Consider the following 14,859-nt stretch of genomic DNA (forward strand, 5'->3'; position numbering starts at 1 on the left):
TTTAATTTACTAAATTTGAATCAAGTAAACGCTCTACATCCGGTTCTTGGAATTTCAAAATATAAATGGCCTATTTCAATTATGCTGATTACTCAATACTTTGGTGTATGTTTAGGGCTATTAAATCAAGACGTTTCAGCCCTATTTGCACTACGCATGAAATCAACAAACGCACGTAACTTTCCGGGCATGTGTTTGCGATGCGGATAGTAGAGATGAAAAGCGTCATCCAATCCACTGTGCTGCTTCAGTATCTGCCGCAGCATGCCGCTTGCTAACTCTTGCTTCGCAAAATCTTCGAAGACGAAACCGATACCTTGGCCTTGTATTGCAGCATCAAGGGTAGATCTCATTTCGTCAAAAATAAAGCGCCCTTGAACATCGATTTGTACCATTTGACCTTGATCTTCGAACTTCCATTCAAAGAGTCTGCCACCTACGGAATAGCGCTGTCGAATGCAATTGTGTTTTAACAGGTCCTCAAGAGTCTTGGGCTCACTCCGCTTGCGGAAGTAATCAGGGGCAGCCACTACAATTCTTTTTTGCCTCGTTCCCAACTGCACAGCGACCATGTCGTTTTGCACCCTCTTACCCATGCGTATGCCGATATCGAAACCAGCGTTGACGATATCGCTCAGTTGATTATCCAGTGAAACCTCGACATTAATCAGCGGGAATTTTTCAAAGAAGGAAGCCAGATGCGGTTCAATAAAGATGCGGTATGCGACGTACGAAGAGTTGAGGCGCACTGTGCCAGATGGTTGATCGGTCGCGAGCAAGACTTGTGACAAGGAATCTTTAATCAGAGCAAGCGCAGGTGCTAGTGCTGCGTTCAATGACGCACCAGCCTCGGTCAAACTTACACTGCGTGTAGTGCGGTTGAATAGCCGAACATTCAGTTGCGTTTCCACATTTTTGATAGTGCGTGATACAGCAGTTGGCGTGACGCCGATTTCTGCAGCGGCGCGAGCGAAGTTCAAATGTCTGGCGGCAGCCTCGAAGGTTAAAAGACCCGGAAGATGCACTGGTGGTGAAGTGAGTAAATCTTCTACACCCTCAGCACGAGTTGGACTCTGCATTATGACTTTTTTGTTCATACTGTATCTCCACTTATGTTTATTTACGTCATTATCTCCTATCTTCATACTGCTTACATCAATTAATTTCATCACGCAAATCAGTTAACAATAGGAGTCACAATGAAGCTTAATCGCTCATCGACGGATCTTTTTTCACCACTCAAAATAGGTGCGTTATCCCTTGCTAACCGAATTGTTATGGCCCCGTTAACTCGTAGTCGTATGGGACTAGATGGCGTACCAAATGAATTGCATGCTCGCTACTATGCGCAACGTGCCAGTGCTGGTCTGATTATTAGTGAAGCGACTAATATTTCCGCCCAGGCGCGGGGATATGCATTGACGCCGGGTATCTGGACTGAAGAGCAAGTAGCAGGCTGGAAATTAGTCACAGATGCAGTACATGCAGTTGGTGGCCTTATTGTTTGCCAATTGTGGCATGTGGGCCGCTTCTCGCATGTAGATCTGCAGCCGGATGGCGCAGCACCGGTAGCGCCTTCGGCGATTCGAGCAGAAGGCCAAACCTATACTGAAAATGGAATGATGGATGTCTCTATGCCACGAGCACTCGAGACATCCGAAATTCCTGGCATCATCGAACAATATCGACACGCCGCCGTATGTGCAAAACGTGCTGGCTTTGACGGTGTCGAAGTACATTCTGCCAATAGCTACTTGCTTGATCAGTTCCTCCGCGATTCGACCAATCATCGCAGTGATGAATATGGCGGTTCCATCGAAAATCGCTGCCGACTCACGTTGGAAGTAACTGCAGCTGTGGTCGAAGTCTGGGGCCATGATCGCGTAGGCATTCGCCTTTCTCCAGTGACACCAGATGCAGGTAACACGCCATTAGATAGTCAAGTCATGCAGACATATGGCTACTTGATTGAGCAACTTAATCGCTTTCAACTCGCATACATGCATTTTGTCGAGGGAGCGACAGCCACTTCACGCGTCGTCCCTGAGAACGTAGATCTTGATGCCTTACGTACGCTTTTCAAAGGATCATACATAGGCAATAACAATTATGACCTAGAACTGGCCATTACCCGTCGCACTGAAGGCAAGGTCGACGCTGTGGCTTTTGGTCGTCCATTTATTGCAAATCCAGATTTAGTACGTCGTTTGAAAGAGGGAGCTGAACTCGCTATTGCGCCACGTGAAACCTATTACGGCAACGGCGCAAAGGGTTACACCGATTGGCCTACATTAGCTGGGTAAGCCACAGGGCAACTAATCTATGCTGGATAAAACGGCCAGCTTTTTATAACGACTCGAATTAATAATCAGGAGTAAAGTATGAACAAACCTACTTATGTACAAGATTATCAAGCTATCGTTGAGGTACTGAACAAGTACAACGAAGGTTGCAAACAGGCTAAGAGCAGCATCATGAAGCCTGCTTTCAATGAGCAAGCCACGATCTTCGGTGTTGATGGCGACGGCAAGCTGACCGGCGGCCCGATTCAAAACTTGTTCGATGGCATCGACAGCGCATTCCATCCATCTGCTGAAGCTCAAGGAGTGATCGTTAGAGTCGACATCGTAGGCACGGCTGCTAGCGCGCGCATCGACACCAACGACGTCTCAGGCTTTTGCTTTACAGATTTTTTCAATCTGCTGAAAGTCGATGGCAAGTGGACTGTGGTCAGCAAGATCTATCACACTCACGTAGCACCTTGAACACACGTGGCTGATTAGGCTTTTCCCACAATGTCTTGCGCCTTTCTTTGCAGCCGAACGACCAGCTTACTTGCCTGAAAAGTGCTGCCTTCCCATTTCGGCTACTTCACTTCGGACAAAAACATCTCGGTTAGCAGCCTTGACGCGTGCACTCACTACAAAGGAAATATCATGAAAACTCTCACCTCTGCTCTGGCCCTTTCAGTCGCGACCCTGTCGGGTGGTAATGCTTTTGCAACCAGTCTGCCCGGCGTTGAACACAACACGGCAAAATTCTTGCAATCTCTTGAAGGCGGCAAGCTGCTCGAGACCATGACGCCGGCCGAGGCTCGTGCAGTGTTGGTGGGCGCTCAAGCTGGCCCCAAAGTAGCCTTGCCTGCGGCTGACGTCAGCGAGAAGACGATCCACGTCAATGGCAGCGACTTGAAGCTAACCATTGTGCGCCCAGTAGGCAGCAAACAGAAGACCTTACCTGTGTTCATGTATTTCCATGGTGGTGGCTGGGTACTGGGCGATTTTCCAACCCACGAACGGTTGGTGCGTGACCTTGTAGTTGGTTCGGGCGCGGTGGCGGTCTTCGTCAATTACTCCCTGTCACCTGAGGCGGGATTCGGTGTCGCCATTGAGCAATCCTATGCCGCGACCAAATGGGTGGCTGAACATGGCAAAGAGATCAACGTCGATGGCAAGCGCCTTGCTGTAGCTGGCAACAGTGCGGGCGGCAACATAGCCGCTGTGGTTGCCTTGATGGCGAATGAGAAGGGCACGCCTGCACTGCGTTCGCAAGTATTACTGAGTCCGGTGACGGATGCAAATTTCGACACGCCGTCGTATAAGCAGTTTGCCAACGGTTACTTTCTGACGAAGGAGTTGATGGTGTGGTTTTGGGACAATTACACGACCGATGCCAATGTACGCAAGCAGATCTACGCTTCACCGCTGCAGGCTAAGACTGAGCAACTCAAGGGCTTGCCGCCGACGCTGATCCTGACCGCTGAATTCGATATCCTGCGCGATGAAGCTGAAGCTTATGGCCGCAAGCTCGACGATGCGGGCGTGCAAGTGAATACGGTACGCTACAACGGCATGATTCACGATTTTGGACTGTTGAATGTATTCAGCCATCTGCCAGCATCTCGTAGTGCGATGGCGCAGGCGTCACAAGAGCTCAAGGCCAATTTGGGTAAGTAATCCCAAAGGCAGGGAACCTACAGCTCATGGCAGAGCTGTGGGATTTCATGACAGAAAACACGTCGTTCACCTGATTGCCTAGCTACACCAGCGAGGTTTCTCGCAATGTTTGCTGTGTTTTTTGCAGCTACGCATCTATGAGTAATTCTAACTATTATTAAGAGCAACTAAATGAAAATAATTTTTATCAAAACTTTATTTTTCGCGGCAATCATTCTTGGCTTGGGTGCGACTGCTCAAGCAGAAGATCTGCCACGCGGCCAACAAGTTAACAGTGGTAAAACCGTGAGTAAGCCTACGTACGTGCAAGAATACCAAGCGATCACCGAGGTGCTGAACAAGTATATTGAGGGCTGCAAGCAGGCCAAGAGCAGCACCATGAAGCTCGCTTTCAACCAACATGCGACGATGTACAGCGTCGGCGCCGATGGTAAGCTGGCTGGCGGCGCGATTCCAATTCTGTTCGAAGGTATCGACAAGGATTTCCACCCATCTCCTGACGCACAGGCCGCTATAGCCCGCATCGAGATCGTTGGTACGGCGGCCAGCGCTCGCATTGACGCCAATGACATGTCAGGCATCTCTTTCACCGACTTCTTTCATCTGTTGAAGGTCGAAGGTAAGTGGACTGTAGTTAACAAGATTTTCTACATGTATCCAAACCACTAAATCTTGAATTAGTACGCTTAATTCTCAAGCAAATCTAAAAGGAACAATTCATGATCAAGAAGATAAAAGTAGTACCAACCAGTGATTGCACTGTTGTGATTGGTGTTGAGCAAAAATATGTCGATGGTCTTCGCATTGATAGCACCGACGACATTGCCAAGGCATTTCACAAAGATGCTGTGATGTAAGGCTTTACGAATGGTAAATTATTAGGTGAATTAATAAAAAATTTATACGCATTTTCACCACAGGTGGCAGCTGCAGCAGCCTTAAAAGATTTAAAAAATATTTTAAGGCATAACTACTAATCTAATAGTAATATTCTATGTAATGGATATTTTATTCTATTTAGCAGGTTTCCAAAAGAAAATCTCTAAACCAGCGTTGTATAGAATCATGGTGTGTGCGTTCATGCCATGCCATTAATTTATTATAACCACCAATTTCAATCGGTGGTTTTTTGGAAATAATACCTGAATCTTTCTCTAATAAATGATGTGGGGCAACAGCAATCCAATCACTATTTTTAAGAATTTCTGGTAACAATAAAAAGCTTGTAATAGACATTACAACATTTCTCTTTTTCCCAATTTTCTCCAATGCAACATCTGTAGCTCCAGCGAAACCACCTCCATCGTAAGAGACTAATACATGATTGAGAGAGCAAAATGTATCTATATCAAGCTCTTGATTAGCTAATGGATGATTTTCTCGCATCATACAAACATAGTTTTCTTTATGGATTATCCGTGAACGAAGGTTCAAGGGAACTGTTGGTTCACCCACTATAATAAGATCAAGTTCTCCATTCATCAGCATAGCTTCGACATTCCGACCATGAATAGACATCAGAGCTATTTTGACTTTTGGTGCAATCTTATTTAAAGCTAATGTAAAAGGTACACCTACACAATGCATACCGTTATCAGTCGCAGCAATTCTGAAAGTTGTTTCTAGTTCCGCTGGATTAAAGATAGGCGGTTGTATTAATTGCTCAATTTCACTTAATATTTTCTTTAAAGGTTCCGCTAAAGCAAGAGCTCTATCTGTTGGAACCATACCATATGATGCTCGAACAAATAATGGATCATCAAAACGATCTCTTAGCCGGTTAAGCATGCTACTAACAGCAGGTTGTGTTAAAGCTAACTTATCAGCTGCACGTGTAACATTCTTTTCATCTAGTAATGCATCTAGTGCTTTAAGTAAATTTAAATCGAGATTATTGATATTAACCATATTTATAGTAAGTATATAGTTTGATAATTATATTTATAACAAAGCATTTCCTAATATGCAAAGCCCTTATCTAAAAGCGCTAGTACTATGATAAAAACACCATCAAAATTTATAGGTGAATGCTCATTACCTATGAGTAAACTTGCATTAGGTACAGTTCAGATTGGTTATGACAGTAGGATCAGCTTTGATCAAGCAAAAGAAATTATAAATGCCGCATATTATGAGGGTATTCGATACTTTGATAGCGCACCGATGTATGGATTTGGACGTGCTGAATATACATTAAGTACTATTCTACGTGAGTTAGAGATCAGAAATAATGTCCTTGTCAGTACCAAAGTTGGACGTGTTTTAAATACGCGGGGGGAATATTGTAAAGATCCATTGTGGTATTTAAAAAATTCTGGTTATAAATATGATTACACTTACGATGGCGTGATGTCCTCTTTTGAGGATAGTCTAAAAAGAACTGGATTAGATCATATAGATTTATTATTGGTACATGATCTTGGCAGTATATGGCATGGAGAGAGGGCTCATCAATATTGGAAGCAATTTTGTGAAAGTGGCTTCAGGGCTTTAGATGAACTGCGTAAGAGCAGAGATGTATCCGCAATTGGATTAGGTGTGAATGAAACTGAAATTGTCTTAAAAGTAGCAAAAGAATTTGAAATCGACTGCGCCTTGATTGCCGGTCAATACACTTTGTTAGATCATAAACATTCTTATAAAGATTTAGAAAAACTATCAGAATCTAATATAGCTGTTTTTGCTGCGGGAATCTTTAATTCCGGAATTCTTGCCTCAGGCACTATAGAGCAAGCCCGATATAATTATGGAAAAGTACCAATAGATATTTTATTAAAAGTTAAAGAAATTGAATCTATATGTTTGAAATATAATGTTTCTCTCCCAACAGCAGCTTTGCAATTTACAGCAAGTCATCCCGCGATCACTTCGTTAGTTTTCGGGGCTAAAAGTGATATTGAAGTCATGCAGAATGTTAGTTCTTATACACAGCAAGTTCCCTACGAGTTTTGGAATGAACTGAAATACAAAAATATCATCAGTACTTCTGTCCCATTGCTAGTTTCAGATTGAGCCGTAAATTACCTAGCAATAGTATTAGATATTAATTTGATTAATACAGTTTATATAATTCTATAATTATATTTATTTCTATGGTTGCACTACTATTTTCATAACAGCTGAGCACACATTCTCTTCTAAAGCCGAATGCTGTTGTCCACGACTGAATTATCATACTGAAGTAGGAAATCCAAGATGTCTAAACCAACTTATGTAACTGAATACAATGCAATTGTTGAAGTATTAAATAAATATAATGAAGGTGGAAAACAAGCTGATAGCAGCATTATGAAACCTGCTTTCAGTGAGCACGCAACTATCTTTGGTGTAGATGCTGACAATAAGCTTATTGGTGGTCCCATCCAAGGGTTATTCGATGTTATTGATCGTGATTTTAGCCCATCACCAAATGCGCAAGGTGTGATCGTAAATATTGATATCGTTGGAACTGCTGCAAGTGCACGTATTGATACTAATGATATTTCAGGATTTTGCTTTACAGACTTCTTTAACTTATTGAAAGTAGAAGGTAAGTGGACTGTTGTTAGTAAAATTTATCATACCCATTCAACCAATTAATATTTGGAGTGGGGCATGAATTATTTAGAAAGTAAAGTAATCATTATTACTGGAGCCTCTTCAGGTATTGGCAAAGCTTCTGCCAAAATGTTGGCTGCTGAAGGAGCTAAAGTTATAGCGGTTGCAAGAAATCAAGAACGTCTTAATGAACTAGTTAATGACGTAACAAAGCATGGTGATCAAATCACAGGCTTTGTAGCAGATGTTACCAATCTTGATGATGCTAAAAAGCTTGCTCAATTTGCTAAGGATACTTACGGCTCTGTTGATATTCTAATTAACAATGCTGGACTTATGCTTTTTTCATATTGGAGCGATTTAGCAATTGATGATTGGAACAAAATGATTGATACCAATATCAAAGGCTATTTGAATGCAATAGCAGGTGTATTACCAATTATGCTTGAGCAAAAGTCTGGACAAATCTTGAATATGGATTCAGTTGCTGGGCATCAAGTAGATCCAGCAGCGGGGATCTATTGTGCAACAAAGTTTTTTGTACAAGCGATGACTGAGTCAATGCGTAAAGATTTGGGTGTTAACCATGGTATCCGAGTTAATACAGTTAGTCCTGGTGTTATTAATACAGGCTGGGCAGACAAAGTCACTGATCCTGAAGGTCGTAAGGCAGCACAAGAGCTGAACAAAATTGCTATAGATCCAGATGATGTAGCACGTGCTGTAGTCTATGCACTTAATCAACCTGAAAATGTCACTGTGAATGATTTAATCATTTCTCCAACGCGTCAAAATTGGTAACCACTATTTATCTTTCGCTTTTCCTATTCTTACAAGATGTGAGGTGGAGAAGCGATGCTTTTTACTCAGGGTTGGATATTAATCACTTCATTAAATCGTAATTATTACGAAGGTGTATTTATGAATATTCTTGTTGTTGGTGCAAATGGCAGAGTGGGTTCTCATTTGGTCAATACATTGGCAAAAATGGGGCATTCAGTTTTTGCAGGAGCCCGCAAGGACTCTTTGGGTTTTACAAATCCTAATATCCACTTTTTTGAATTAGATTTGCTGGCTGATTTGCAAAAGATTATTCAAGGTTTCGAGTCTATAAATATAGATGTTATTTATTTCACTGCAGGTTCTAGAGGAAAAAATCTTCTTCAAGTTGATGCTTTTGGTGCAGTGAAAGTCATGCAGGCTGCGCAAGCTGTGGGGATTCGTCGATTTATACTGTTGAGCTCAGTTTTTGCATTACAACCTGAACGATGGGGTGAGTCATTCTTACAGAATATCACTGATTATAACATTGCAAAATTTTTCGCAGATCACTGGTTAGTTCATCAAAGTAATTTGGATTTTACTATCCTACAACCAGGTGCATTGCAAGAAAATTTAGGTAGTGGTCGAATCAAGATTAATGTCACAGAGCCTCTTAGTAACAGTATTGATAATGTCGTAGAGACACTTACAAGTATTTTAAGTGCTCCAAATACGATTGGTCAGGTGATTACGATGGGTGATGGTGACATTCCAATTACAGAAGCGCTCAATCAGGTCTCCTCGTGAAGTTTTACGTTTCTGTTTAATGCTTTTTAAAGCAAAGTTTAAGTTAAAAGATTTTTTAAATTGAAGATGAATATGATGAATCCTAAATACTCTCCCTTATTCCAACCGTATACTTTAAATAATGGCGTAACGATAAAAAATCGGTTAGTCGTTGCTCCAATGACACATTTTGCTTCTAATGATGATGGTAGTTTAAGCCATGAAGAACGTGCTTTTATTCAAGGACGTGCAGAAAATTTTGGTTTATTCATTAGTGCTGCAACTTTAGTTTCACCTGAGGGTAAAGCATTTATAGGGCAGCCTGAGGCTATTAGCGATAAAGACTTACCTAGTTTAAAAGCAGTTGCTGAATTAATTAAATCTCAAGGTGCAAAAGCAATTTTACAAATTCATCATGGAGGGAAACTCAGCATTGATGAATTGTTAAATGGTGCTGAAAAGGTTGCGCCATCTGAGGATATTCAATCTGGATCACGTGAACTTACTCATTCTGAAATTAATGATTTAATCCTAGCATTTGCTAATGCTGCTGATTTGGCTATTCAAGCGGGTTTCGATGGTGTCGAAATTCATGGTGCCAATGGTTATTTAATTCAGCAGTTTAACTCAGCTCAATCAAACCGTCGAACTGATGAATGGGGTGGCAACATTGAAAAACGTATGCGTTTTTCTTTAGCGATTGTAGATGCTGTACATGCTGTCAAAATGAAATATAGATTAAATGATTTCATAATTGGTTATCGGTTTTCACCAGAAGAACCAGGCGAACAAGGTTTAACCATGGCTGATACATTTGCCCTAGTTGATGCATTAGTAGAAAAACCGATTCAATATTTGCATGTATCTCTTTGGGATTTTTATAAAAAAGCACGTAGAGGGGCAGATGTCCACTTAACACGTATGCAGCTTTTGCATGAAAGAATTGCAGGTAAATTACCCTTAATTGGTATCGGTAGTTTATTTAGTGCAGATCAGATATTAGAAGCATATCAAACCAAATGGGCTGAATTTATTGCTGTTGGAAAAGCAGTGATGATGAATCCTGATCTTGCAACATTAATTGCAAATGGGCGCGAGAGCGATATTGTTTTAGCAATAGATCCTCATAAAGCAGATCGATATCGTATTCCTAATAATTTGTGGCAACAAAATATGAGCCGCTTATCCTATTTACCCCCACTTAAAGATGATTCTGAGTGGAAAACAGTTGATATTTAAATATTGAGCATAATATGGCAATTCAATCTGTACCTTTAGAAAAAGCATATCGCTTATTGAACCATGGACCAACTGTATTGGTGTCTGCAAAACATCAAAGTACTGAAAATGTGATGGCTGCTTCATGGGCTTGTGCATTGGAGTTTTCTCCAGCGAAAGTCACAGTGGTTTTAGATAAAATGGCATTTACACGTTCTTTAGTTGAACAAAGTGGATGGTTTGCATTACAAGTTCCTGTTGCACAGCAGGCTCAAATGGTTGTAGATGTTGGAAGTGAAAGTCTAAAAGACTACCCAAATAAATTGAATGAATTTGGTGTAAAGCTATTTTACAAAGATGGTTTTCAAACTCCTTTAGTCGAAGGTTGTGTAGCTTGGCTACTCTGTAAACTAATTCCAGAGCCACACAATCAAGAAGCTCATGATCTTTTCATTGGAGAGGTGGTTAGTGCTTGGGCTGATGATCGTGTCTTTAAAGATGGTCACTGGCAATTTGATGATGTACCGACAGAATTGAAAACTTTACATTATATTGCTGGTGGACAATTTTATGTTATAGGCCAAGGACTTAAGGTGAATAAAGGACCTTAGCCTAGCTTTAATTTTACTGTATTGGGGATTTTCAATGAACCAATACAGTAAATATTTTAATCATGTTAAGTTTAGGGATATGAGAGATATTGAAAATAAAATAAAGAAAGCACCAATTATTTTGTTAAATAAATAAAAGAATTTTGGTTTTTTTATTAGCACTTTAATTTTTTCACCTCCCCAAATGTAGATTAGCATCCAAGAAAATTCACAAATAACAAAAGTAAAAATCAGTATTAAATATTGAGAGAGCAGAGGTGAATTACGATTAATAAATTGAGGGAAAAATGAAATAATAAAAAGTATTGTTTTAGGATTGCAAATAGCTATAAAAAAACCATTAATAAAGAAATTACCATGCGTTTTAAATGATGATATTTTGTCATTATTTAAATTTTTTGAGTTGTGATTTAGATGTTTTATTCCAATTGAAAAAAGATAGATAATTCCAAATACATTAATTAATTTTATAAATATAGTTTGTAAATTACTTAAAAATAAGAGTGTAAGGCAACATGCTGTAATTGATATTAATACTCCTAGTAAACATCCTGCAGTTGATATTAAAGTTTCCTTTAATGTTTGATTAATTCTCGTATTTAATACGAATACCATATTAGGACCTGGTATTGCTGATAGGAGAGAAATAGTGGATAGAAACAAGAGCCAAGTATATAATGTCATAGTGGTTCATTAAATTTTAAATTATAGTTTTTAAATAAAAATATAATAAACAATATTTTTTTATTAAATAGATAAAAAAATATTATATGCATTTATGATTTTGATAATCATTATTGTTTGTTTTAATTTGTTTAATTACAGTGACTTAAGTTGCATATAGGAATAATTTGTTAATTTGAGAAAATATTTTTGTTTCTAAATACGCTTTTTTTTATATAGCATTAATTTGTTTAAAGGATGTGAGTAAATAAGATCAAAAAGATTCTTATTATCTTAAATTCCTATTCAGGTATAAAGGATTATACGAGTAAAGACAGAATCTAAAGTTTTAGATTTTTAACTCGGAAAACCTTTCTATTTTAAATTTTTATTTAAGACAAAAGTCAATTTAATAGAGGTTCCTATGAGTTTAGCACCATTCCATTTGGCTATCCCAGTTTATGATTTGCCTGCTGCAAGAAATTTTTATGGTGAAGTCTTTGGTTTAGAAGAAGGAAGATCTAGTGATCACTGGGTTGATTTTAATTTCTTCGGACATCAATTAGTTATTCATGAACATCCTAAAATGGATTATCAAGAAAAAGTTGTTTCTAATTCTGTGGATGGTCATGATGTACCTGCTCCGCATTTCGGAATCATTCTAAGTTGGGAAGATTGGGAAACTTTAGCTGAAAGATTAAAGTCGTTAGGTACAAAGTTTGTGATTGAACCCTATGTACGTTTCAAAGGTAAAGTTGGCGAACAAGGAACTATGTTTTTATTTGATCCGTGTGGTAATGCGCTTGAATTTAAAGCATTTAAAGATATGACTCAGCTTTTTGCAAAATAAAGTAATGAGGGATACGAATATTATTTGTATCCCTTTTTTGAGGACATGTAGAAACAAGGATGATTTATGAAAAGTATTTCTTTGGTATGGCAAATATTAATTGGTCTTCTTTTAGGTATTTTAGTCGGGTGGTATTTTAATGTAAATCCAACTCATCAAGTTTGGGTAAGCACTGAAATATTAAAACCGTTAGGCGATATTTTTATTAATATGATGAAAATGGTCGTTGTACCTATTGTATTGTGTTGCATGATCTTAGGCATCGCAGGAGGAGGTGATAATAAGTCTTTTGGAAAAATGGGTGCGGGTTCTCTCCTTTATTTCTTTACAATAACAAGCCTTGCGATTGTTTGGGGTTTATTATTGGCCAATTTTTTTCAACCTGGGGTTGGAACAGATATATCTGGGATGGCACACTCAGCTGTAGTACTACATACGGATACGAACAAAGGCGCTCTACAGATTATAAAAAATATCGTGCCGGAAAACATTGTGGTAGCCCTATATGAAGGCAAACTACTATCAATTCTATTTTTTGCGATTCTTTTTGGTTTAGCATTAAACAAAATTCCTGAAGAAAAAAGCCAACCTGTAATAAGAGTTTTACAGGGAATATCTGATGCATTGTTCAAGCTTGTAAGTTTAGTCATGGCTTATGCACCGATTGGTGTGTTTGGGATGATCGGCGCGACAGTTGCGACTTTTGGCTTCAGCTCTTTATTGCCATTACTGAAATTAATTGGAGTCGTTTATCTAGCTTTAGCTTTATTTGCTATTTTTGTTCTAGGTGCTGTGTGTTTGTATATAAGAGAAAACTTATTTCACCTTATTAAATATTTTAAAGATGAGCTTATTTTAGCTTTCTCAACTGGTGCATCTGCTGCAGTCATGCCTCAATTGATGCTGAAACTTGAGAAATATGGCGTTCCACGACGTATCGTAAGTTTTGTAGTGCCTATGGGGTATGCATTTAATTTAGATGGAGCATCAATTTTTCTAGGTGTTGCTACTATTTTTGTCGCTCAATTGTATGGAATAGATTTGTCTATCTCTCAACAAGCATTATTGGTCGTGACTATGGTGTTAACGTCTAAAGGGGCAGCGGGAGTTCCAGGTTTTGCAATTTTGATTTTATCTGCGACTTTAGCTACAGCCGGGTTACCGTTAGAGGGAGTTGCATTAATTGCTGGTATTTTTAGGATTATCGAAAGTGGTACTACAACATTAAATGTTCTTGGAAATGCTATTGCACCACTAGTTGTAGCAAAATGGAAGACGAAGCGATTAGAGTCTTTTAATACTGTACCTGAAAATTAAAACCACAGATAAGTATCGCGCTAAGAGATACTTATCTATATAAATTTAAGAAGTGTATAATTTATGCAAGGATTGGTTTTATCATTTAATGGAATGCAGATAGTATGTTTCATGAGCTCAAAACCCTTATAGCAATCAAAAAATATGGTTCATTTAGTGCTACAGGCCATAATGTAGGGCTTACACAAGCAGCTGTCAGTGCACAAATCAAATCTTTAGAATCTTATTTGGGGATTAAGCTCTTTGAAAGAAACGGAAAAACTGTTCAATTTAATAGTGAGGGTTTACGCGTACTTGCGTTAGCTGAACAAGTTTTTGATCTTGTCGAGAAGATGAAACAACCTGAATGTATGGCAGATTTCACTGGTGAGATTAGGATAGGGGCAATTGCTTCAATTCAATCCAATATTTTGCCAGAAATACTTGAAGAACTATTCAAATACTTTCCTAAAGCAAAAATTAAACTTATACCAGGAGTCTCATTTAATTTGTTCCATCAGCTTGGAAAAAATGAGATAGATCTAGCGATTATCATTAAGCCTAATTTTGAAGTTTCCGATGATTATTGTCACTATACTTTAAAAAAAGAGCCTATTCTTCTTATTACCCCAATTGATATTCACGAAAAACACCCTGTTGAAATTTTAAAAAATAATCCGTTTATACGTTATGACTATTCCTCATTTGGGGGGAAGGTTGTAGCAAACTATTTAAATAGAAATCAAATCAAAACAAATGACATTATTGAAGTAGATGAAATTGAAGCAATTATTAGAATGGTAGAAAAAAACTTAGGCGTAGCTTTAATTCCAGATATTGGAATGAATAAATTGAAAGAAAAAAATATCAATATAATTGATTTAAAACAACCAGATCTTTATCGAGAAATTATTATTATTCATAAAAAAAATACTGAAAATTCAATTATATCAAGTATTGTTTCAAAAATAGTCGAAGGTGTGGCTATTCGTGAAAAGTAATTAAGTACATTCATTTCTCAACAACAAAGGATATGTGCTATTGATAGGAAAAGACAAACATCCGACATTAAGTCGGATTTTTTATTGCGTAAACTTAATAGATATAGATTGTAACAATCTCGAAATATGTGTCAAAAATCTCACATCAAATGTCATTCAGCGGGCTTTGAAAAAAGTTT

At 38.7% G+C, this 14,859-nt stretch carries 17 protein-coding genes; 14 read left to right on the top strand and 3 right to left on the bottom strand.

The window, feature by feature from the left end; translation table 11 throughout:
- Nucleotides 1–125 precede the first annotated feature (125 nt).
- Nucleotides 126–1,097: a LysR family transcriptional regulator gene (locus tag HL290_RS04715; protein ID WP_227602191.1), complete on the bottom strand. Its 972-nt coding sequence runs from the start codon at nt 1,095–1,097 to the stop codon at nt 126–128.
- 102 nt (nt 1,098–1,199) lie between these two features.
- On the opposite strand from HL290_RS04715, the gene HL290_RS04720 reads away from it, so the two are divergent.
- From HL290_RS04720 to HL290_RS04740, 5 genes are all read left to right on the top strand, one after another.
- A complete protein-coding gene (locus HL290_RS04720) occupies nt 1,200–2,303 on the top strand; it encodes an alkene reductase (protein ID WP_198495753.1) in 1,104 nt (367 codons plus the stop codon).
- 78 nt (nt 2,304–2,381) lie between these two features.
- Complete coding sequence (locus tag HL290_RS04725) at nt 2,382–2,765, top strand: nuclear transport factor 2 family protein (RefSeq protein WP_017389669.1); 384 nt, start codon at nt 2,382–2,384, stop codon at nt 2,763–2,765.
- 171 nt (nt 2,766–2,936) lie between these two features.
- Nucleotides 2,937–3,956, top strand: coding sequence for an alpha/beta hydrolase (locus HL290_RS04730; protein ID WP_198495754.1), 1,020 nt, complete (start codon nt 2,937–2,939; stop codon nt 3,954–3,956).
- A 171-nt stretch (nt 3,957–4,127) separates the two neighbouring features.
- A complete protein-coding gene (locus HL290_RS04735; RefSeq protein ID WP_227602192.1) occupies nt 4,128–4,625 on the top strand; it encodes a nuclear transport factor 2 family protein in 498 nt (165 codons plus the stop codon).
- Nucleotides 4,626–4,675: 50 nt separating this feature from the next.
- On the top strand, nt 4,676–4,813 hold the full coding sequence (locus tag HL290_RS04740; RefSeq protein WP_017389666.1) for a hypothetical protein: 138 nt from the start codon (nt 4,676–4,678) through the stop codon (nt 4,811–4,813).
- A 160-nt stretch (nt 4,814–4,973) separates the two neighbouring features.
- On the opposite strand, the gene HL290_RS04745 is transcribed toward HL290_RS04740, so the two are convergent.
- Complete coding sequence (locus HL290_RS04745) at nt 4,974–5,864, bottom strand: LysR family transcriptional regulator (RefSeq protein WP_198495755.1); 891 nt, start codon at nt 5,862–5,864, stop codon at nt 4,974–4,976.
- An 87-nt stretch (nt 5,865–5,951) separates the two neighbouring features.
- Between HL290_RS04745 and HL290_RS04750 the strand changes: the two genes are divergently transcribed.
- From HL290_RS04750 to HL290_RS04775, 6 genes are all read left to right on the top strand, one after another.
- Nucleotides 5,952–6,968: an aldo/keto reductase gene (locus tag HL290_RS04750; RefSeq protein ID WP_198495756.1), complete on the top strand. Its 1,017-nt coding sequence runs from the start codon at nt 5,952–5,954 to the stop codon at nt 6,966–6,968.
- Nucleotides 6,969–7,151: 183 nt separating this feature from the next.
- Nucleotides 7,152–7,535: a nuclear transport factor 2 family protein gene (locus HL290_RS04755; RefSeq protein WP_151767786.1), complete on the top strand. Its 384-nt coding sequence runs from the start codon at nt 7,152–7,154 to the stop codon at nt 7,533–7,535.
- Between the two features lie 15 nt (nt 7,536–7,550).
- Nucleotides 7,551–8,294, top strand: a complete 744-nt coding sequence (locus HL290_RS04760; protein ID WP_198495757.1) for an SDR family oxidoreductase — start codon at nt 7,551–7,553, stop codon at nt 8,292–8,294.
- A 54-nt stretch (nt 8,295–8,348) separates the two neighbouring features.
- Nucleotides 8,349–9,062 (top strand): SDR family oxidoreductase, encoded by a 714-nt coding sequence (locus HL290_RS04765; protein ID WP_265091537.1) that lies wholly within the window; start codon nt 8,349–8,351, stop codon nt 9,060–9,062.
- 72 nt (nt 9,063–9,134) lie between these two features.
- On the top strand, nt 9,135–10,280 hold the full coding sequence (locus tag HL290_RS04770; RefSeq protein ID WP_035362562.1) for an NADH-dependent flavin oxidoreductase: 1,146 nt from the start codon (nt 9,135–9,137) through the stop codon (nt 10,278–10,280).
- Nucleotides 10,281–10,294: 14 nt separating this feature from the next.
- Nucleotides 10,295–10,870, top strand: a complete 576-nt coding sequence (locus tag HL290_RS04775; RefSeq protein WP_198495758.1) for a flavin reductase family protein — start codon at nt 10,295–10,297, stop codon at nt 10,868–10,870.
- A 60-nt stretch (nt 10,871–10,930) separates the two neighbouring features.
- Here HL290_RS04775 and HL290_RS04780 read toward each other — a convergent pair whose 3' ends face one another.
- Nucleotides 10,931–11,554 carry a LysE family translocator gene (locus tag HL290_RS04780; protein WP_198495759.1) on the bottom strand — a complete coding sequence of 208 codons (624 nt, stop codon included), beginning with the start codon at nt 11,552–11,554 and terminating at the stop codon, nt 10,931–10,933.
- Nucleotides 11,555–11,957: 403 nt separating this feature from the next.
- On the opposite strand from HL290_RS04780, the gene HL290_RS04785 reads away from it, so the two are divergent.
- From HL290_RS04785 to HL290_RS04795, 3 genes are all read left to right on the top strand, one after another.
- Nucleotides 11,958–12,383: a VOC family protein gene (locus HL290_RS04785; protein WP_003650523.1), complete on the top strand. Its 426-nt coding sequence runs from the start codon at nt 11,958–11,960 to the stop codon at nt 12,381–12,383.
- A gap of 66 nt (nt 12,384–12,449) precedes the next feature.
- The gene (locus HL290_RS04790) at nt 12,450–13,700 is read left to right on the top strand and encodes a cation:dicarboxylate symporter family transporter (RefSeq protein WP_151823328.1); all 1,251 of its coding nucleotides are present in this window, start codon (nt 12,450–12,452) and stop codon (nt 13,698–13,700) included.
- Between the two features lie 104 nt (nt 13,701–13,804).
- Entirely contained in the window at nt 13,805–14,680 is an 876-nt protein-coding gene (locus HL290_RS04795) for a LysR family transcriptional regulator (RefSeq protein WP_005047016.1), read from the top strand.
- Nucleotides 14,681–14,859 lie beyond the last annotated feature (179 nt).

Origin of the sequence: Acinetobacter sp. AC1-2, from assembly GCF_016124155.1 — a bacterium.
Classification (GTDB): Bacteria; Pseudomonadota; Gammaproteobacteria; order Pseudomonadales; family Moraxellaceae; genus Acinetobacter; species Acinetobacter calcoaceticus.